Origin of the sequence: Sphingomonas sp. UV9 (assembly GCF_004101245.1) — a bacterium.
Taxonomy (GTDB): Bacteria; Pseudomonadota; Alphaproteobacteria; order Sphingomonadales; family Sphingomonadaceae; genus Sphingomonas.
Genome location: NZ_SCIN01000001.1, coordinates 398,949 through 417,462, shown reverse-complemented (window position 1 = coordinate 417,462; position 18,514 = coordinate 398,949). Strand labels below are relative to the sequence as shown.

Annotated in this window: 21 protein-coding genes and 1 riboswitch; of the genes, 9 read left to right on the top strand and 12 right to left on the bottom strand. The window is 66.7% G+C overall.

The window, feature by feature from the left end; all coding sequences use genetic code 11:
• Positions 1-61: 61 nt before the first annotated feature.
• Both EQZ23_RS01620 and EQZ23_RS01615 read right to left on the bottom strand, forming a co-directional pair.
• Entirely contained in the window at positions 62-1,423 is a 1,362-nt protein-coding gene (locus tag EQZ23_RS01620; protein ID WP_128452731.1) for a deoxyribodipyrimidine photo-lyase, read from the bottom strand.
• Entirely contained in the window at positions 1,420-2,358 is a 939-nt protein-coding gene (locus EQZ23_RS01615; protein WP_128452730.1) for a histone deacetylase, read from the bottom strand. The genes EQZ23_RS01620 and EQZ23_RS01615 overlap by 4 nt, the downstream gene beginning before the upstream one ends.
• Positions 2,359-2,416: 58 nt before the next feature.
• Here EQZ23_RS01615 and EQZ23_RS01610 point away from each other — a divergent pair, with 58 nt between their 5' ends.
• From EQZ23_RS01610 to EQZ23_RS01590, 5 genes are all read left to right on the top strand, one after another.
• Positions 2,417-2,899, top strand: coding sequence for an RNA pyrophosphohydrolase (locus EQZ23_RS01610; protein ID WP_128452729.1), 483 nt, complete (start codon positions 2,417-2,419; stop codon positions 2,897-2,899).
• 52 nt (positions 2,900-2,951) lie between these two features.
• Positions 2,952-3,854 carry a DUF481 domain-containing protein gene (locus EQZ23_RS01605; protein ID WP_240663112.1) on the top strand — a complete coding sequence of 301 codons (903 nt, stop codon included), beginning with the start codon at positions 2,952-2,954 and terminating at the stop codon, positions 3,852-3,854.
• 40 nt (positions 3,855-3,894) lie between these two features.
• Positions 3,895-5,100: a hydrolase gene (locus EQZ23_RS01600; RefSeq protein ID WP_128452728.1), complete on the top strand. Its 1,206-nt coding sequence runs from the start codon at positions 3,895-3,897 to the stop codon at positions 5,098-5,100.
• Positions 5,097-6,113: an arginine N-succinyltransferase gene (locus EQZ23_RS01595; protein ID WP_128452727.1), complete on the top strand. Its 1,017-nt coding sequence runs from the start codon at positions 5,097-5,099 to the stop codon at positions 6,111-6,113. Before EQZ23_RS01600 ends, EQZ23_RS01595 begins: the two co-directional genes overlap by 4 nt.
• Before the next feature lie 109 nt (positions 6,114-6,222).
• The gene (locus EQZ23_RS01590) at positions 6,223-6,441 is read left to right on the top strand and encodes a hypothetical protein (RefSeq protein ID WP_128452726.1); all 219 of its coding nucleotides are present in this window, start codon (positions 6,223-6,225) and stop codon (positions 6,439-6,441) included.
• On the opposite strand, the gene EQZ23_RS01585 is transcribed toward EQZ23_RS01590, so the two are convergent.
• The 3 genes from EQZ23_RS01585 to cobU form a co-directional block, all read right to left on the bottom strand.
• Positions 6,427-7,188 carry a Crp/Fnr family transcriptional regulator gene (locus tag EQZ23_RS01585; protein ID WP_240663110.1) on the bottom strand — a complete coding sequence of 254 codons (762 nt, stop codon included), beginning with the start codon at positions 7,186-7,188 and terminating at the stop codon, positions 6,427-6,429. The genes EQZ23_RS01590 and EQZ23_RS01585 overlap by 15 nt on opposite strands.
• A gap of 307 nt (positions 7,189-7,495) precedes the next feature.
• Positions 7,496-7,654, bottom strand: coding sequence for a hypothetical protein (locus EQZ23_RS19710; protein WP_164913358.1), 159 nt, complete (start codon positions 7,652-7,654; stop codon positions 7,496-7,498).
• Between the two features lie 97 nt (positions 7,655-7,751).
• On the bottom strand, positions 7,752-8,312 hold the full coding sequence (cobU, locus tag EQZ23_RS01580; protein WP_128452725.1) for a bifunctional adenosylcobinamide kinase/adenosylcobinamide-phosphate guanylyltransferase: 561 nt from the start codon (positions 8,310-8,312) through the stop codon (positions 7,752-7,754).
• A gap of 104 nt (positions 8,313-8,416) precedes the next feature.
• Here cobU and EQZ23_RS01575 point away from each other — a divergent pair, with 104 nt between their 5' ends.
• Genes EQZ23_RS01575 through EQZ23_RS01565 form a run of 3 tightly spaced genes read left to right on the top strand, consistent with a single transcriptional unit; the run spans position 8,417 to position 11,779 of the window.
• The gene (locus EQZ23_RS01575) at positions 8,417-9,391 is read left to right on the top strand and encodes a threonine-phosphate decarboxylase (protein WP_128452724.1); all 975 of its coding nucleotides are present in this window, start codon (positions 8,417-8,419) and stop codon (positions 9,389-9,391) included.
• Positions 9,384-10,322 (top strand): adenosylcobinamide-phosphate synthase CbiB, encoded by a 939-nt coding sequence (gene cbiB / locus EQZ23_RS01570; protein WP_128452723.1) that lies wholly within the window; start codon positions 9,384-9,386, stop codon positions 10,320-10,322. The genes EQZ23_RS01575 and cbiB overlap by 8 nt, the downstream gene beginning before the upstream one ends.
• Entirely contained in the window at positions 10,310-11,779 is a 1,470-nt protein-coding gene (locus EQZ23_RS01565) for a cobyric acid synthase (protein WP_128452722.1), read from the top strand. Before cbiB ends, EQZ23_RS01565 begins: the two co-directional genes overlap by 13 nt.
• Here the strand turns inward: EQZ23_RS01565 and cobS are convergent.
• The 5 genes from cobS to cobO form a co-directional block, all read right to left on the bottom strand.
• The gene (cobS, locus tag EQZ23_RS01560; protein WP_128452721.1) at positions 11,744-12,457 is read right to left on the bottom strand and encodes an adenosylcobinamide-GDP ribazoletransferase; all 714 of its coding nucleotides are present in this window, start codon (positions 12,455-12,457) and stop codon (positions 11,744-11,746) included. The two genes, EQZ23_RS01565 and cobS, sit on opposite strands and share 36 nt — an antisense overlap.
• Complete coding sequence (locus EQZ23_RS01555; protein ID WP_164913357.1) at positions 12,454-13,023, bottom strand: histidine phosphatase family protein; 570 nt, start codon at positions 13,021-13,023, stop codon at positions 12,454-12,456. Before EQZ23_RS01555 ends, cobS begins: the two co-directional genes overlap by 4 nt.
• Positions 13,020-14,033: a nicotinate-nucleotide--dimethylbenzimidazole phosphoribosyltransferase gene (gene cobT / locus EQZ23_RS01550; RefSeq protein ID WP_128452720.1), complete on the bottom strand. Its 1,014-nt coding sequence runs from the start codon at positions 14,031-14,033 to the stop codon at positions 13,020-13,022. Before cobT ends, EQZ23_RS01555 begins: the two co-directional genes overlap by 4 nt.
• Positions 14,030-14,437, bottom strand: a complete 408-nt coding sequence (locus tag EQZ23_RS01545; protein ID WP_128452719.1) for a DUF1636 domain-containing protein — start codon at positions 14,435-14,437, stop codon at positions 14,030-14,032. Before EQZ23_RS01545 ends, cobT begins: the two co-directional genes overlap by 4 nt.
• A gap of 171 nt (positions 14,438-14,608) precedes the next feature.
• A riboswitch (cobalamin riboswitch) is annotated at positions 14,609-14,803 on the bottom strand.
• A 149-nt stretch (positions 14,804-14,952) separates the two neighbouring features.
• Positions 14,953-15,558, bottom strand: a complete 606-nt coding sequence (cobO, locus tag EQZ23_RS01540; protein WP_128453531.1) for a cob(I)yrinic acid a,c-diamide adenosyltransferase — start codon at positions 15,556-15,558, stop codon at positions 14,953-14,955.
• Between the two features lie 54 nt (positions 15,559-15,612).
• On the opposite strand from cobO, the gene EQZ23_RS01535 reads away from it, so the two are divergent.
• On the top strand, positions 15,613-17,229 hold the full coding sequence (locus EQZ23_RS01535) for an NAD(P)/FAD-dependent oxidoreductase (RefSeq protein WP_128452718.1): 1,617 nt from the start codon (positions 15,613-15,615) through the stop codon (positions 17,227-17,229).
• Between the two features lie 129 nt (positions 17,230-17,358).
• Here the strand turns inward: EQZ23_RS01535 and EQZ23_RS01530 are convergent, their stop codons facing one another.
• Both EQZ23_RS01530 and EQZ23_RS01525 read right to left on the bottom strand, forming a co-directional pair.
• Entirely contained in the window at positions 17,359-18,030 is a 672-nt protein-coding gene (locus EQZ23_RS01530; protein WP_240663109.1) for a peptidylprolyl isomerase, read from the bottom strand.
• Between the two features lie 183 nt (positions 18,031-18,213).
• A complete protein-coding gene (locus tag EQZ23_RS01525; RefSeq protein ID WP_240663108.1) occupies positions 18,214-18,504 on the bottom strand; it encodes a UBP-type zinc finger domain-containing protein in 291 nt (96 codons plus the stop codon).
• Positions 18,505-18,514: the final 10 nt, after the last annotated feature.

The following is an 18,514-nucleotide window of genomic DNA, read 5'->3' as shown; positions in this document are numbered from 1 at the left end:
AAAGCTGGAACCGCATTCATCGCGGCGCTCCATGCAACAGGGGCGCCGCGGTGGAAAGGGACTAGCGCGCGTGACGCCCCGCTTCGAGCGCGCGCTCGCGGCCTTCGCGGTGGCCGATGATCTTTGCGGGATAGGCCTTGGGCCTGCAACCGGACTCGTCGGGATCATGGATCGCGTCGCCAGATACCTTGGCCAGTTCGGGCACCCACTGCCGGATATAGTCCCCCGCGTCGAATTTCTCCGATTGCGACAGCGGCGCCATGATCCGCCCGAACATGTTCGAATCGACCCCGGTCCCGGCCACCCACTGCCAGTTCACCGAATTATTCCCGTAATCCGCGTCGACCAGGCAATCCCAGAACCAGCGCTCACCCTCGCGCCAGTCGATCAGCAGATGCTTCACGAGGAAGCTCGCGGTGATCATCCGCACCCGGTTGTGCATCCACCCGGTCGCCCAAAGCTGGCGCATCCCCGCATCGACGATCGGATATCCCGTCTTGCCCTGCTGCCAAGCCTTCAGGTCCGCCGCCGCGTCCTTGCCAGACCGCCAGGGCAGCTTGTCGAACTTGGGCCGCCCGTTCGCCTCGCCGTAAGCCGGCATCGTCAGCACGACGCCATCGGTGAAGTCCCGCCACGCGAGTTCCTTGCGAAACGTCGTCGCATCGCCGTGCCCATCGACCGCATGCCACACGGTACGCGGCGATATCTCCCCGAAATGCAGATGTGGCGACAGCCGCGACGTGCCCTCGATCGACGGCATGTTGCGATCGACGTCATACGCCTCGACGATCGGCGCCATCGCCTTCGCGTTCTTCAACGCCTGGGTTTCGCCCGGCGTCCAGTCGTCGAACCCGGTCGACCAGTCCGGCTTGGTCGGCAACAGGTCCCAGGCGGCGAGTTTCTCGCTCTTCGGCCATTTCGACGGCGCGGGGATCGTCCGCGGGACGGGCTCGGGATCACCCGGCGGCATCATCTGGTTCAGCGCCTTCCAGAACGAGGAGTACACCTTGAACTGCCCGCCCGCCCCCGTCTTTACGGTCTCGACGCGCGCGAGGTGGTTGCCGTCGTGCAGGCACAACCGGTCGCCGAGCGCCGCCTCGGCCTTGCGCCACCAAGGCTCGTAATGCCGGATCGCATGCACCTGAGCCGCGCCGGTTTCCTCCATCAGTGCGGTCAGCACCTCGACCGCATCCCCTCGGCGCAGGATCAGCTTCGATTGCTTGTCGGCCAGCGCCTTGCCGAACGCGTCAAGGCTATGGTGCAGCCACCAGCGCTGCGCGCCGCCCATCTTCCATTTCCCCGGCGCATTGTCGTCGAGCACATAGACCGGGATCACTGGCCCGGCATGCGCAGCGGCGATCAGCGCGGGTTGATCATGGAGGCGAAGGTCCTGGCGCAGCCAGAGAAGAACAGGTGTCGTCATCGCATCCCCAACGCAGCAACCTGCGATCCAGCATCACGCGCTGCGAAAGTTTGGCCCAACGTCATGATCGCGGCCACATGCCGCTCGGCGATTGCCAACGCGTCGTCACCATAGCCACCGCCGACCGTGCTCGCGAGCGGCACCCCCCTTGCGATCGCGAGACCAGCAACGAGCCGCTCCCGCCGCGTCAGCCCGTCCAAGGTCAGCGCGAGCCGCCCGAGCCGGTCGCCATCGAACGGATCCACCCCCGCCTGGTACAGAATCAAGTCCGGCCGAAACGCGTCGAGCAACGGCACCAAGGTTTCCTCCAGCGTCGCCAGATACGCGGCGTCGCCGACCTTGTCCTGCAAGGGCACGTCGACCGTCGAGCGCGCCTTTCGTACCGGAAAATTCTTCTCGGCATGGATCGAGTAGGTGGCGATCTCAGGTCGTCCCGCGAGCAGCGCCGCGGTGCCGTCGCCCTGGTGCACGTCGCAATCGACGATCAGCACGCGTGCCACCCGTCGTTCGTCGATCAACCGCGCCGCGGCCACCGCCAAGTCGTTGAACACGCAGAACCCCGCCCCGGTGTTCGCCAGCGCATGATGGCTCCCGCCCGCGGTATTCGCCGCGAACCCGTGCTCCAGCGCAAGGCACGCCGCGAGCCACGTCCCATGCGGCACGATCGCAGCGCGCGACGCCACGGCCGCGCTGACGGGAAACCCGATCCGCCGTTCCTTATCCTTGGGCACGCGCGCTTCCAGAACTTCGGCGACATAATCCTCGTCGTGCACCGCCTCCAGCCACGCGGTCGGCGTGGCCTCGGCGCGGTGCCACGCCACCGCATCGCCCTTGTCGAGCAGCAGGTCGCGGATCAGCCCGTTCTTGTTCCAGCGATAGGTCGACCGCGCCGGGGCCGGCGTGACATAGTCGGGATGGTGGACGACATGGATCATGCTCCGTAGGTAGGAGCGCGCAGCCCTCCCCCCAAGCACCTGCGTTGCGGAGACTATTTTGACCGACGTTTCGACCCTGCCCTATCGCCCGTGCGCCGGGATCATGCTGATGAACGCCGATGGCAAGATCTTCGTCGGCCAGCGCAATGATTCACCGCTGGAGGCGTGGCAGATGCCGCAGGGCGGGATCGATCCGGGCGAGAACGCCGAAGCCGCCGCGCTGCGCGAACTCGGCGAGGAAACCGGCGTGATGCCGGACAAGGTCGAGTTGATCGCGGAGGCGCCCGGCGAGTTCGTCTACGACCTTCCACCCGAATTGCTCGGCAAGGTGTGGAAAGGCAAATGGCGCGGCCAGACCCAGCGCTGGTTCCTCTACCGGTTCCTCGGCACGGACGCGGATATCGACATCGCCACCGACCACGAGGAATTCCGTGCATGGCGCTGGAGCGACCCTGCCGATCTCCCGCGGCTGATCGTGCCGTTCAAGAAGGCGCTGTACGAGCAGGTACTCGCCGCCTTCGCGCCACATCTCGGCGCATAACCGCATCGCTGCGCAGTTCCCAACCGGTTGCGCTGCCGTTACGGAATCCAGCGTGCGCCGATTATCCTGTATCATACTCGCCCCGCTGTTGCTCGCCAACGCGCCCGATCCCACCTCGGTGATGATTCCCGAGACGATCCGCGCGATGCTGGACGCTGCGTTGGAGGCCGGCAACGAGGCGGACGTCAACACGATCGCGAAATACGCGCGCGCCGCCGATCCGCTCAGCGGTGACGCCGTGCTGGCGATCGCGGAGAAGTGGAAGGCCGACCGCGCCGAACAGCGGACACAGGTCATCCGGCAAGCCAGCTTCCTAGACCTGTGGAGCGGGAAAGCCGAGGTCGGCGGCTATCTGACAACCGGCAATTCCGACACCGCGGGCGGCACCGCGGTGCTCGACCTCAACCGCGAAGGTCTTCGCTGGCGCCACAAATTCCACGCGCAGGCCGACTATCAGTCGAATCTCAACATCACCACGCGCGAGCATTACCTCGCGTCGTACGAACCCAACTACAAGGTCGACGACCGCGCCTATATCTACGGCGTCGCGCAATATGAAGGCGATCGGTTTCTCGGCTATTATAATCGTTACTCGACCTCGGTCGGTGCCGGTTACAGCGTGATCAAGACCGCGGGGACCAAGCTCGATCTCGAGCTCGGGCCGGCCTATCGTCATACCGAATTTACAGACGACACCGTGCAGAGCAGCCTTGCCGCGCGTGGAACGGCGAATTTCAGCGTCCGCATCCTCAGTGGTCTGTCCGTGAGCCAGGTCGCCTCCGCCTATGTGCAGCGCTATAACAGCACGCTCAGCGGCACGACGTCGCTCAACGCAAAGCTGATCGGGCCCCTCTCCGCGGCACTGTCGTACAGCGTCCAGTATGAAAGCGAACCGCCGGTCGGCTCGGTCTCGACCGACACCACCAGCCGCGCATCGCTGGTCTACAGCTTCTGACCCGGTTCCCACGCGCGCCCGGCCTCGCTAGGGTTGCGCGATGAGGGGACTTTCAACTGTAGAGCGCGATGCCGTCGACACGGCGGGCGCTGCACCGATGCTGGCGCAGGTCGAGACCTGGGCCGCGATCAATAGCGGCACGCGTAACATCGCGGGCGTGGCGACGATGGCCGGGTTGCTCGCCGATGCGTTCGCGGTCCTGCCGGGAGAGATCACGCTGGTCGAGCCGACCCCGGTCGACAGCGTCGGCGCGGACGGCATGGTTTCGGCGATCGAGCACGGCAATCACCTGCACCTCGTCGTGCGCCCCGACGCCCCGGTCCGGATGCTGTTCACCGGACACATGGATACGGTCTACCCGGTCGATCACGCGTTCCAGTCACTCCAGTGGCTCGACGACGGGCGGCTGAACGGCCCCGGCGTCGCCGACATGAAGGGGGGGCTCGCTGTCATGCTCGCGGCGCTACGGGCCGTCGAAGCGAGCCCGCTAGCCGCGCGGATCGGCTATGACGTCGTCATCAACGCGGACGAGGAAACCGGCTCCTTCTCTTCCGCCGCACTGCTGGCGCGCGCCGCGCACGGCAAGGTCGCAGCCCTGACCTACGAACCGGCGCTCGCCGACGGGACGCTGGCCGGCGCGCGGGGCGGCACCGGGAATTTCTCGATCATCGTCCACGGCCGCAGCGCGCATGCCGGGCGCAATCCGGAGGAAGGTCGCAACGCGCTGGTCGCGGCGGCCGATATCGCGGTGCGCTTGTCGAAGGTCCGCAGTCCCCGCCTTGCGGTGAACCCGGCACGCATCGACGGTGGTGGCCCGAACAACGTCGTGCCCGATCTTGCCATCCTCCGCATCAACTTCCGCCCCGCGACGCTCGACGAGATCACGCGCGCGCAGGCACATATCGATTCCGTCGTCGCGATGGTCGCCGCCGAGCACGATGTCCGCATCGAGGTCCATGGCAGCTTCAACCGCCCCCCCAAACCGATCGACACGGGCGCGGCGCGGCTGTTCGATCTGGTCAAGGCATCCGGCGCGGACCTCGGCCTCGACATCGCCTGGAAAGCGACCGGCGGCGTCTGCGACGGCAACAACATCGCCGCCGCTGGCGTACCGGTCGTCGACACGATGGGCGTCCGCGGCGGGGCGATCCATTCCGTGGACGAATTCATGATCCCCGACAGCCTGGCCGAGCGCGCGGCGCTGTCGGCCGTCACCATATTGCGTCTTGCGGAGGGCCGCTTGTGAGCTTCAGGATCCGCGCTGCAGTCGATGCCGATCTTCAGCATCTCTATGAAATGGCCAAGCTCACGGGGGGGGGCTTCACCAACCTGCCGCCCGATCGTCGCGCACTGACCGCCAAGCTCGAACGCAGCCACGCCGCCTTCGCGCGCACCGATGGTCCGGTCCAGGACGAGCTGTTCGTGCTGATCCTCGAAAACATCGAGACGCAGGAAGTACGCGGCACCTGCCAGATCTTCACGCAGGTGGGACAAAGCTACCCGTTCTACAGCTACCGGATCGGCCAGCTGACCCAGCATAGCCGCGAATTGAACCGCACCTTCCGCGCCGACATGCTCTCGCTTGCCACCGACCTGGAAGGCGCGAGCGAAGTCGGCGGGCTCTTCCTGCACCCTGGCGAACGCGCGGGTGGCCTCGGTCTGTTGCTCGCGCGCAGCCGCTATCTGTTCATCAAGATGCACCGCGCACGCTTCGCCGACCGGATCCTTGCCGAACTGCGCGGCGTGATCGACGAAGCGGGTGGCTCGCCGTTCTGGGACGGCCTTGCCGGGCGCTTCTTCGGAATGAATTTCCAGGACGCGGATCAGTTCAATGCCACCAACGGTCACCAGTTCATCGCCGACCTCATGCCCAAGCACCCGATCTACACCGCGATGCTGACCGAGAGCGCACGCGCGGCGATCGGCCTGCCCCACCCCTCGGGCCGCGCGGCGATGCGAATGCTGGAGAACGAAGGCTTCGCGTTCGAGAATTACGTCGACATCTTCGACGGCGGCCCGACGATGACCGCGCGCACCGATCAGGTCCGGTCGATCGCCGAAGCGCGCGATAGCAGCGTCGTTGCGATCGGTGGCGACGACGGCAAGGACGCCCTGGTCGCGACAGGGTACCTCGCCGACTTCCGAGCAGCATTCGGCAAGGTTCGCGAGACCAGCAAAGGCGTTGTCCTGGCCCATGATTGCGCTCGCGCCTTGGACGTCCGCGCAGCCGACCACGTCACCCACGTGCCGCGTCTTTGACGGCCATCGGTCCCCGCAAAATGTCGGGTTAATTTACAGTTAACCACGATCAGGCAGCGGGAAACCCCAGATATCCGTCATTGGTACGCATCTTGCTGATACGCCTGCCATGTGGACCCGCTTTACCCGCCTGTTCGTCATCAAGACCAAGTTCGAGGCGTTCCTCGTCATCTACGGCCTCGGGCTCGGCGCAGTGGAGCGCGGGATGCATTATCTGCAACAATATCCAGGATACGGGGGCTGGCTGCTGTTCGCCGCCTGCCCGATCGCCGTTTTCATGGCGGGCGGGCGGATCATCGATTCAGTATCCAATTCACGTAACGACTGAGCTTGGTCGCTCGATCTTCTGCTGGGCAAGATGCAGATAGCGGCTGGAAAAGTCGGCAAGTTCCCGCAGCGCATCCCATTGGGGGAAGCTGATTCGACGCCGGTTGCGACTGATAAACCCGTCGGCTTCGAGCGACTTGATCGTTCGGTTCACATGTACCGCAGTCAGGCCCAGTGCATCGCCAAGCTGTTCCTGGCTCATCGGCAATTCGTAATCCGCCTGTCCGGTCAGCCCCTGCATGTCGAGGCGGATGGCGAATTCGCACAGGAAATGCGCCAGCCGCGATCGCGCGTCGCGGCGTCCGATATTCAAGATCCATTCGCGAAAGATCGAGCCCTCGACCAGCGTGTTGACGAAGATCGCATTGCCGATCGCGGCGCGCTTGAGGGCCAGTTCGCGCAACGCCGTCCTGGGGATCGTCGCTACCTCCGCCCGGGTCAGCGTTTGGACGTTGTGATCGGCGACGTCGAGGAACAGGTGCTGAAAATCGAGCGCGTCGCCCGGAATATGCAGCGAGACGATCTGTCGCATCCCCGAACCCGTCAGCTTCTGGCGATAGGCGAAACCCGACAACAGCACCGCGCATTGCTCAGGCGCATCGCCTTCGCGGACCAGATAGGAGGACGGCTCATAGGTCCGGAGCGTATAGGGCAGCGCCAGCAGTGCCGCGCGGTCGTCCGCGTTCAGCGTCGCATGCGTCTCGAGCTTTCGCACCATCAGGGCCAGAGGGCTGGGTGTCGAGATCATAGCGTATTCCCGCAAATATCGGGGCGGGAGCACATGCATCTCTCGGTCGTCAGGGCCCAAAAAACGGCTGACGATAGGCGGCGATAACATAGTCCGAATAGGGCCGTTTAGATATATGTCAGTATTTCAGATACAACATAGGTTAAGAACAAAGTTTAAGAGCCACTTGAGACCGCCCAGATAACGCCCACGCGATTATCCGACTGCCGTAATCAATGGATGAATCAAACACTCACTGTCGGATAGCGAGCGATGCCGGCGCCAGAGGCAAGGATTCCCTGGTGATTCGACATCCCGTTTCAGCCTGCTATCCAATCTTTACGAGCGCGGTTTGAATATTATCGATACAGTCACTCAGCTTGGCGCCCAGCAACGCATGGTCTCCCTCATCGGCGATCCGAAGCGCTTCTTCGATAAGAAAAACCATAGATTTCAGCCGCGCGATCGTTTGCACCTTGCTATGCATTGCACCCCCCAAGATTGCGTGGCCTGATCTATGCTCGCGATTAGGGCGAAAGCCAATTGCAATCGGGGAAGGAAGGGGGCCTTCGATTGCACGGTTACTACTGATGTAGCGGCGATTTCCAGCGCTGGACGAGCCCGGCCATCACCATATCGACGCAGTCCACCTCGGCAGCGATGCGCTGGTGGAGAAATCCCGCGGCATCGCGGAAGCGGCGGGCCAACGCGTTGTCCGGCACGATTCCGAGCCCCACCTCGTTCGACACGACGATGATCCGCCCTTCGAGCCGACCGATGGCGTCCAGCAGCGCATCGGTTCGCGCTGCGATCGGCGCGTCGTCGAGCAGCAGGTTGGACACCCACAAGGTCAGGCAATCGACGAGCAGGACCGCATCGACAGCATCGGCGGCGGGCAAGGCTTCGGGCAGTGCCAGCGGCGCCTCGACGGTCTCCCACCGATCGTCGCGGTCGGCGCGATGGCGCGCAATCCGATCGGTCATCTCGCCATCGAACGCCTGCGCCGTCGCGATATAGATGAGCTTGACCGACTCGGTCGCGGCGAGCGCCTCGGCCATTTGCTGCGCATGACGGCTCTTGCCCGAGCGCGCACCACCAAGCACGAACAGGCTCCTGCCGAACGACGCTCCAACTGATTGCACCATGTCGTGTCCTTCGTGCTTGCGGCCGGAACCCGGAATGACGATGACGCCGCGAAGATCAAGCAAAAGCCCGTGGGACTGACTTACAGAATGAAGGCCCTGCCAGAATGAAGGCCCTGCGCATCCACGGTGGACGGATCGATCTCGCCGCCACCTGCTATCCGGGTGCGCCGCAGCCGTGGCTCGATCTGTCGACCGGCATCAATCCGTGCCCCTGGCCTGCGGATCCCGCGCCGCTCGTCGATCTGCGGGGCCTCCCCTCCCCGGCTGCCATCCGCGATCTCGAATCCGCGGCCGCGGCGATGTTCGGGGCCAGTGCGGATCGGGTCGTGGCCTTGCCCGGCAGCGAGATCGGCCTGCGTTCGCTCGATAGTCTCGGGCTACCGTCGCCGGTCCGGTTCGTGACGCCGAGCTATGCCACGCATGCCGAGGCGATCAGCGGCGCGACACCGATCGCGCGTGAAGCGATCGACACGATCCGCGACGGCACGCTTCTGCTCGCCAACCCGAACAATCCCGACGGCGACCGCGATACGCCCGACCGGCTGTTGCGGATCGTGCGTAGCGGCACGTGGCTGGTCGTCGACGAAGCCTTTGCCGATGTCGCACCGGCGTTCAGCCTCGTCCCGCGTCTCGCCACCGACGATCGGGCGATCATAGTTCGATCGTTCGGCAAGTTCTTCGGGCTCGCGGGCGTGCGACTGGGTTTCATCATCGCGCCGCCACCGCAGGCAGACACAATGCGTCGTCGCCTGGGCAGCTGGCCCGTCTCCGCGCTCGCGGTTGCGTACGGCACGGCCGCCTACCGGGACACCGAATGGATCGCGGAAGCCCGGCGATCGATCGTCGAACGCGCCGGCCGGCTGGATACGCTGCTCGGCCGTCACGGCCTGCAAAGCCGCGGTGCGTGCCCGTTGTTCCGGTTGGTGGAAACCGACGATGCGCCAGCCTTGTTCGAACGCCTTGCGGCATCGGGCATCCTCACGCGTGCGTTCGATCACGCGCCGCGCTGGCTCCGCTTCGGCGTACCGGGGGACGCCGCCGCCTTCGACCGCCTCGACCGAGCCCTTGCCCATGGCTGAGCCGATCGCAGCGCTTGCAATCTGTGTGGACGTGGCGGTCGGCTGGCCATCGGCGCTCTACGCCCGGGTCGGTCATCCGGTCGGCGGGTTCGCTCGTGTGATCGGTTGGGCCGAAACGCGCTGGAATATTCCCGCCGCATCGGACGATTATCGTCGCGTGATGGGCGCGCTGACGTTGGCCCTGGTCGTTGCGATCGCGATCGGGGTCGCGTGGGCGGCGACCCTGCTCGCCCGGCACGCACTCGGCTCGGCAGCATGGATTGCGATCGGCGTCATGGCCGCGCCTGGGCTGGCGATCCGAAGCCTGTACGACCATGTCGTTCCGGTCGCGCGTGCGCTGGGTGCGAGCGATATTGAAACTGCGCGCGTCCGCGTCGCGATGATCGTGGGACGCGACGTGGCATCGCTCGACGAAGCCGGCGTCGCGCGCGCGTCGATCGAGAGCTTGGCGGAAAGCGCCTGCGACGGTGTCGTCGCACCGCTGTTCTGGCTGCTCGTCGCCGGCCTGCCGGGGCTGTGGGCGTACAAGGCGATCAACACCGCCGACAGCCTGATCGGGCACCGCGAGGAGCGATGGCGCGCGTTCGGCTGGGCGGCGGCGCGGACCGATGATGTGGCGAACCTGATCCCGGCGCGGATCAGCGGCGTGGTGCTGTGCCTTGCCGGGCTCGGCGGGTGGCGGACGATGTGGCGCGACGCGGGCAATCACGCGTCGCCCAATGCCGGCTGGCCGGAAGCCGCGATGGCCGGCGCGCTTGGTCTAAAGCTTGCCGGGCCGATCGCCTATGACGGGGTGAGCATCGCAAAACCCTATATCGGTGACGGCCGTGCGGACGCCACCGCATCCGACGTTCGTACCGCGCTCGGCATCTATCGCCGGGCCTGCGTCCTGTTGCTCGTAATCGCCGGAGGAATCGCATGGGTGCTCTGATGCTCCAGGGGACCGGCTCGGATGTCGGCAAGTCGGTGCTCGTCGCAGGCCTTTGCCGCGCGTTCGCCAATCGCGGGCTGTCGGTCCGGCCGTTCAAACCGCAGAACATGTCGAACAACGCCGCCGTCACCGCCGATGGCGGCGAGATCGGCCGCGCGCAGGCCACCCAGGCGATCGCCTGCCGGGTCGCGCCGAGCGTCGACATGAACCCGGTGCTGCTCAAGCCGCAGGGCGACCGTACCTCGCAACTGATCGTCCGCGGGCAGGTGCGCGGGACGCTCGCCGCCGCGCGCTGGCGCGAAGGGCGTGAGGGCTTGCTGGTCGACGTGCTCGACAGTTTCGAACGGCTGTCGGGGAGCTGCGATCTCGTCGTCGTCGAAGGCGCGGGCAGCCCTGCCGAGATCAACCTGCGCGCCGGCGACATTGCCAATATGGGCTTCGCACGTGCCGCGGACGTGCCCGTGGTCTTGGTCGGCGACATCGATCGCGGCGGCGTGATCGCGGCGATCGTGGGCACGCGCGCGGTCATCGATCCGGCCGATGCGGCCATGATCCACGGCTTCCTGATCAACAAGTTCCGCGGCGACCCGGCACTGTTCGAGGACGGCTATCGCGCGATCGAAGCGCGTAGCGGATGGCGCGGCTATGGCGTCGTGCCGTGGCTGGCCGATGCGGTACGGCTGCCGAGCGAGGACGCGGTGATCCTCGAACGCCCCTCCGCCAGTACGCAACGCCGTGTCACGATCGCCTGCCCGATCACGCCGCGGATCGCCAATTTCGACGACCTCGATCCGCTTCGGCTGGAGCCGGGCGTAGCGCTGGTGATGGTGCCGCCGGGCACGCCGATCCCGGACGTCGACATGATCGTCCTTGCCGGGTCGAAGGCGACGATCCCCGATCTGGCATTCGTCCGCGCGCAGGGCTGGGACATCGATATCCGCGCGCATCATCGCCGCGGCAAACCGGTGCTCGGGCTTTGCGGCGGCTATCAGATGCTCGGCCGAGGCATCGCCGATCCGGACGGCATCGAGGGGCCCGCGGGGCGTGTCGACGGGCTCGGGTTGCTCGACATCGACACGGTGCTCACCGGCCGCAAGACGCTGGAGCGGGTACGCGGCCGGGCACAGGGCGCGGCATTCGAGGGCTATGAGATGCACATGGGCGCGACCACCGGGCCCGCGACCACCCGCCCGGTCGGTCACCGTGCCGATGGCAGCCCTGAAGGCGCGACGAGTGCGGACGGACTGATATCGGGCAGCTACGTCCACGGCCTGCTCGCGCTCGCGGAGCAGCGCGCAGTGTGGCTTGCGCGGCTCGGCGTCGCGGCCAGCGGGCCCGATCATGGCGCGTCGATCGATGCCGCGCTCGATGCGATCGCCGCGACGCTCGAACGGCATGTCGACCTGGATGCGTTGCTCGCGCTAAGCGAGCGCGCTGGCCACCGCGAGCGCGACTAGCAACCCGGTCTCGACGATCTCGATCCCGGCGCCGTGCGCGTCGCCGGTCACCCCGCCCAGCGTCCGCCGCAACCAAGCAGCAACGCCGAGCACGAGTAGCGGGAGGGCGAGCAGCGCCGGCATCGCGACGGCGGCGAGCGCGAGCAGCAGGCCCCATCCCAAGAGGTCGCGCGTGCGGACCGCACCGACGACCGCTGCGCCGAGGCCACCGGGACGCAGTGGCGGCAACAGTCTGGCCCAGACGAGCGGGCCCATCCTCGCGGCCAAGGGTATGAGGATCAGCGTCCAGTGTATGCCGATCGCATGCAGCAGCACGAGCTTGGCAAGCATCTGCCCGGCGATCGCGACGACGCCGAAGCTGCCGATATGCGGGTCGGCCATGACCGCGAGCAGCCGCGTCCGATCGCCATGCGCCGCGCCGAGCCCATCGGCGAGGTCGGCGAGGCCATCGAGATGCAGCGCGCCGGTGATCGCGATCCAGGTTAGCAGCGCGGCACAGGCGCCGGTCCACGGATCGACCAACGCGCCTGACCAGCCCGCGAGCAGGACGAGCCCGCCGATCGCGAGGCCGACGATCGGGTAGAACCGGATCGCTGCGGCGAAATCCTCTGTTCCGACTTCGACGCGCGGCATGGGCAGGCGGGTCAGGAAGCCGAATGCGACGATCAGCTGCTTCATGTCGCGAGTCCGACGATCTGGACGGTCCGCGTCGGACCCGGCCAGATGCGTAGCGAGATTAGCGCGGCATAGGGAAGGTCGAATGCCCAGATCTGTCGCCGATCGAACCCGCACAACTCCGCGAGTGCCGCCCGCATCGCGCCACCATGTGTCAGGACCAGCGTCGGCACCGGTGGCATCGCGGCCAGCGCCTGCGCGACACGGGCCTGCAACGCGGACCAGCGTTCACCACCCGGCGGCGGTGAAGCGTCGGGATCGTCATAGAACGCCGCCAATTCCGTGGGGTCGACCGTGGCCGGGGCCAAGCCGTCCCACGCGCCGAAATCGAGCTCTCGCCAGCGTGGGTCGACCGCGACCGATACGCCTCGGGGCCGGCAAATCGCTTCCGCACAGGCGCTCGCGCGGGCGAGGTCGGAGGTGACGATCCGTTCCACCGCAAGGCCCTGCGCGCGTGCGACGCAGGCGGCGATCCCCGCTTCGGTCGCCGAGTCGTCGGTCCGCCCGAGCAACCGCCCCGCCACGTGTGGCGCACCGTGCCGCATCAGATACAGCGTGTGTGCGCTCACGCTGCCGAAACGCCCGCCTCGGCGAAGGTCGCCATCTCTGCATGCACGGCCAGCGCAGCCCGGATCAGCAACGTCGCCGTCGCCGCACCGCTCGCCTCGCCCAGCCGCATCCCGAGCGACAGAAGCGGCGCGAGATCCATTCGCTCGAGCAAAAGACAATGCCCGGGCTCGGCCGAGACATGGCCGGCAAGGCAATGCGCGACAATGTCGGGACACGCCGCCGCCAGTGGCGCGACCGCCGCACAGCAAATGAATCCGTCGAGCATCACCGGAACGCCCGTCAGCCGCGCCGCAACCACCGCCCCCGCAATCGCAGCCAACTCGCGACCGCCGAGCCGCCGCAAGATCTCGAACGGCGTGCCGAGCGCGTCCCGGTGCAGCGCGAGCCCTGCCTCGACGACCGCGATCTTCCGCGCGATGCCCTCGCCATCGACCCCGGTGCCCGGCCCGACCCAGTCGCGCGCCGACCCGCCGAAGCTCGCCAGACACAGCGCGGCCGCGGTGGTGGAGTTGCCGATCCCCATCTCGCCCAGCACGACCAGATCCGGCGCGTCCGCGACCGCAGCCGCACCGGCGTTGATCGCGGCGAGGCAATCGTCCTCCGACATCGCCGCCGCTTCGGTGAAGTCCGCGGTTGGCCGATCGAGGTCGAGCGACACGATCTTGAGGTCGAGGCCCGCCGCTCGCGACAGCGCGTTGATCGCGGCGCCGCCATGATTGAAATTGTCGACCATCTGCGCGGTGACCGAAGCGGGGAACGCGCTCAAGCCTTGCGCGACGATTCCGTGATTGCCCGCGAAGACGACGGCGCTCCCGCGATCGAGCCGGGGCAGCGGGTTGCCCTGCCAGCCGGCCATGAAGATCGCGATATCCTCCAGCCGCCCGAGCGATCCCGGTGGCTTGGTCAGTTCGCCCTGCCGCGCGATCGCGGCGGATCGCGCCGCCGCGTCCGCCTGCGGCAAGCCGCGCAAGGCCGCGAGAAATGCAGCAGGCGTCGCGAACGCGGTCATTCGACCACGAACCCCGCCGGCGGCGTGCGAGTGATGAAATGCCCCTTCACGCCCTGCGGCCATTGCTTGAACGGCACCTGCCCGAACGCGCTCTCGCCGTAGAGCCGCGCGTAATCGAGGATCGCCCGCGCGGCGTCCTCGGTCGGCTCGAACCGGCCAAGGACGTAGCCGACCTTCGCCGGCGCGCGCAGGTGGATCGTGCAGAAATCCTGGCACGCGAACAGGCACGGCATCTCCTGCACCGCGACATCGGCATAGGCGGGGTCGCTCGCCTGCACCGCCTTCAGCGCACTGACGAGCCGCGCGCCGCCCCGCTGGCCCTCGTCGTCATCGCGCGCGTCGGCAGAATGGCGGCACGTGTTGCATGCGACCACCGCGACGCCGTCTTCGGCGGGCTTCAGCATGTCCGTTCCCGGACGATCATACGATGATGTGAACGTGGCATAGGTACCCCTTCGGACAGTCGATCCCGCACCGTGCGAAGGGCAAAAGGCGCACGCCTCCGGCCTTCGCGCGATGCGAAGCGATGTCGTCGCTCGGGGTGTTACCCGTCCGTTCGGCGCACCCTGGCCGGACGAAAGACGACCGCGACGGGCAGGTCTCCTGGCTCGCGGGTCAATGCCGTCCGTGCCGCCTTCTCGGGAGTATCCCAATGGCATGAGGCACGATGGCTCGCCGCGTACAGTTGCAGGGGCAGCCGGGTGTCTCCCGTTCCCATTTTCATCCCCCTCGGCGTGAGCCTCGGGAGAACCTGTCGCGGGTCGAGCGATACGCGTGGGCTGCGTTGCGTGCAATACATGCGGTCGTCTCAGCGGCGCCGTCACCCCGGACGTGTTCCGGGGTCCACCGTTCCGCGAGATCAAGCCTGTCGATAACGTGGAGCGGTGGATGCCGGAACGAGCCCGGCATGACGGTGAGCTCAGAACTCCACGCCAGCCTGCGCTTTCACCCCCGACCGGAACGGATGCTTCACCTGCGTCATCTCGGTCACCAGGTCTGCCACCGCGATCAGCCCGTCGGGCGCGTTGCGTCCGGTGATCACGACATGCGTCATCTCGGGCTTCGCCGCCAGCGCCGCGAGCACCTCGTCGACCGGCAGGTAATCATAGCGCAGCACGATGTTCAATTCGTCCGCCACCACCATCGCATAGGACGGATCGGCGATCATCCGCTTCACCTCGTCCCACGCCTCGCGCGCCACCGCGATATCGCGCGCGCGGTCCTGCGTGTCCCAGGTAAAGCCCTCGCCCATCGGCTTGAACTCGCACAGCGCCGGGAATGCGTCGAAGATCGCCTTCTCGCCCGTCGCCATCGCGCCCTTGACGAACTGGACCACCCCGACCTTGCGCCCATGCCCGATCATCCGCACCGCCATGCCGAACGCGGCGGTCGACTTGCCCTTGCCCGCGCCGGTGTGGACGATGATCAGCCCCTTCTCGATCGTCTTGCTCGCGACGATCCGGTCGTGGACCTCCTTCCGCTTGGCGCTCTTGGCATTCTGTTCTTCGTCGGTCCGCATGATCATGTCCTCTTTCGCCACCGATGGCGGATCGCGCCGCGCGGCGCTAGAGCGTGCGGCATGCTCCGCATCACTGACCTCAAGCTCCCGCTGAACCACGCCGACGAAGCGCTCCCCGCCGCGATCCGCGACCGGCTGCGCGTCACCCCGCGCGACCTGATCCGCTACACCATCGCTCGCCGCGCACATGACGCCCGCGACAAGATGGACATCCACCTGGTCTATTCGGTCGACGTCACGCTGAAGAACGAGGACACCGTCCTCACGCGGTTCCGCAAGGATCGCCACGTCCAGCGTACCCCCGACACCGGCTATCGCTTCGTCAGCAAGGCAGGACCGAGCTACAAGGGCCTGCGCCCGGTGGTCGTCGGCGCCGGCCCCTGCGGGTTGTTCGCCGGCCTGATCCTAGCGCAGATGGGGCTGCGACCGATCATCCTCGACCGCGGGAAAGTCGTGCGCGAACGCACCAAGGATACCTGGGGGCTTTGGCGGAAAAGCGTTCTAAACCCCGAATCCAACGTCCAATTTGGTGAGGGCGGCGCCGGCACCTTCTCCGACGGAAAACTCTGGAGCCAGATCAAGGACCCGCGCCATCTCGGGCGGAAGGTCCTGCTCGAATTCGTCAAGGCCGGCGCCCCGCCCGAAATCCTGACCGAAGCGCACCCGCATATCGGCACCTTCCGCCTCGTCACGATGGTCGAGAGCATGCGCGCGACGATCGAGGCGCTGGGCGGCGAATACCGATTCTCGACGCGCGTCGACGGTCTCGACATCGTCGAGGAGGCCGGCGCTCGCCAACTCCGCGGCCTCCACCTCAGCAACGGCGACTATCTCGAAGCCAACCACGTCGTCTTCGCGGTCGGCCACAGCGCCCGCGACACGTTCGAGATGCTCCATGCCAAGGGCGTTCACGTCGAGGCCAAGCCGTTCTCGATCGGCGTCCGCATCGAGCACCCGCAGTCGTGGATCGACGAAGCCCGCTTCGGCCCCTGCGCGGGCCACCCCGATCTCGGCGCGGCGGCCTACAGCCTGTCGCACCACTGCAAGAACGGGCGCACCGTCTACAGCTTCTGCATGTGCCCGGGCGGCACCGTCGTCGCCGCGACCTCGGAAGAGGGCCGCGTCGCGACCAACGGCATGAGCCAATATTCGCGCAACGAACGCAACGCGAACTCGGGGATCGTGATCGGCATCGATCCCGCGCGCGACTATCCGGGGCACCCGCTCGCCGGGATCGAACTGCAACGCCACTGGGAATCGCGCGCCTATGTCGCGGGCGGCTCGAACTACAAGGCGCCCGCGCAACGCATCGGCGATCTGCTTGCCGGACGGCCGTCGACCGCGCTGGGGGCGGTGATCCCGTCGTACAAGCCTGGCGTCCACATGACTGACCTCTCCGAATGCCTGCCGGAGTTCGCGATCACCGCATTGCGCGAAGCGCTGCCGGCGTTCGGTCGCGAGATCCCCGGCTACGATCATCCCGACGCCGTGCTGACGGGGGTAGAGACGCGTACGTCGTCGCCGGTCAGGATCACGCGAGGTGATGATTTCGTGAGCCTCAACACGGCGGGGCTGTTCCCGGCAGGCGAAGGCGCAGGATACGCCGGCGGCATCCTCTCCGCGGCGGTGGACGGTATCAAGGTGGCGGAAGCAGTCGCGCTGAGCATGGTCGCCTGAGATTACGTCATGCCGGACTCGTTCCGGCATCCACGGTTCCACAGTCTCGACGGCCGCTCAGTCCGCGGAACGGTGGACCCCGGAACGAGTCCGGGGTGACGGAATTTGCGTCCTGTGACCTCCGGGACTTCACTTCTTCCGATCAGGCCGCACCTTGATCAACCATGCCTTCGGAAACCCGGTCGGCTTCGCCACCCCGTCCAACCGCCGCGCGCTCACGAGCGCCACACGCTTCAGGATCATCTGGTCCTTGAACGCATCCATGCCGCCGCCGGTCGGCTTGGCGAGGATGCGTTTCACCACGTCCATCCCGGCAACGACATGCCCGAACGCCGCATAGCCCGGATAGCCCGCGCGCGCGTCCATCGCCGGCGCGGGGCCGACGGTGATGAAGAAATTGCCCCCCGCCGATGCCGGGTTCATGCCTCTCGCCATCGAGATCGTCCCGTCGAGATGCTTGATCCCGGTCGTCGCGGTCGTCTCCAGCGGGAACGGCGGAAGGATGCGCCGCGCATCGGTGCGAATCCCGGCCTGGATGAAGCCCGTCTTCGGCGACGACTTCTGCCGGCTCGCGCGGTAGAAATCGGTCCCGTCGAAGCGTCCGTCATCGACATATTGGAGGAAGTTCTGCGTCGTCTTGGGTGCATGCCGCGTATCGAGCGCGAGCAGGATCGGCCCCTCCGACGTGACGATGCGGACACGGACAGTGCCCGGCTTCGGCTTCGTGCGGTTTGCCTGCTGCGCAGACCCCGCGGTAGCGAGCGCCGCAACGGCCAACAGCCCCATAATCACACGCCGCATCTTCGCTTACTCACGCTTGTACCGATGGGAGTCGGCTAGCGGTCGGGCTGCGACGAAGCAAGCGAGCGCGGCCAAGTCCGGGTTGCCACCGAAAGTGGACGCCGGCCCGACTGGCCCCATTCCGGCAAAGGCCGGCGCCCTATTGAGGAACGGAAATTGCGAGGGACCACCCGCCGCTCCCCCTCAGACATATCGCGGGATAGGTCCCGATTGCGGTGTCTGATCGGGCAGATCGACCATCGTCTCGTCGACGAAACACCAGCCCCAGCCCTCGGGCGGATCATAGCCCTCGATGATCGGATGCTGCGTAGCCCGGTAATGCGCGGTCGCATGGCGGTGCGGCGAATCGTCGCAGCAGCCGACATGCCCGCACGCCCGGCACAGCCGCAAATGGACCCACTCGCTCCCGATCCGCAGGCATTCCTCGCACCCCCTGGCGCTCGGCGTGACCGACCGGATCGTGTCGAGATGCATGCACCCGCAC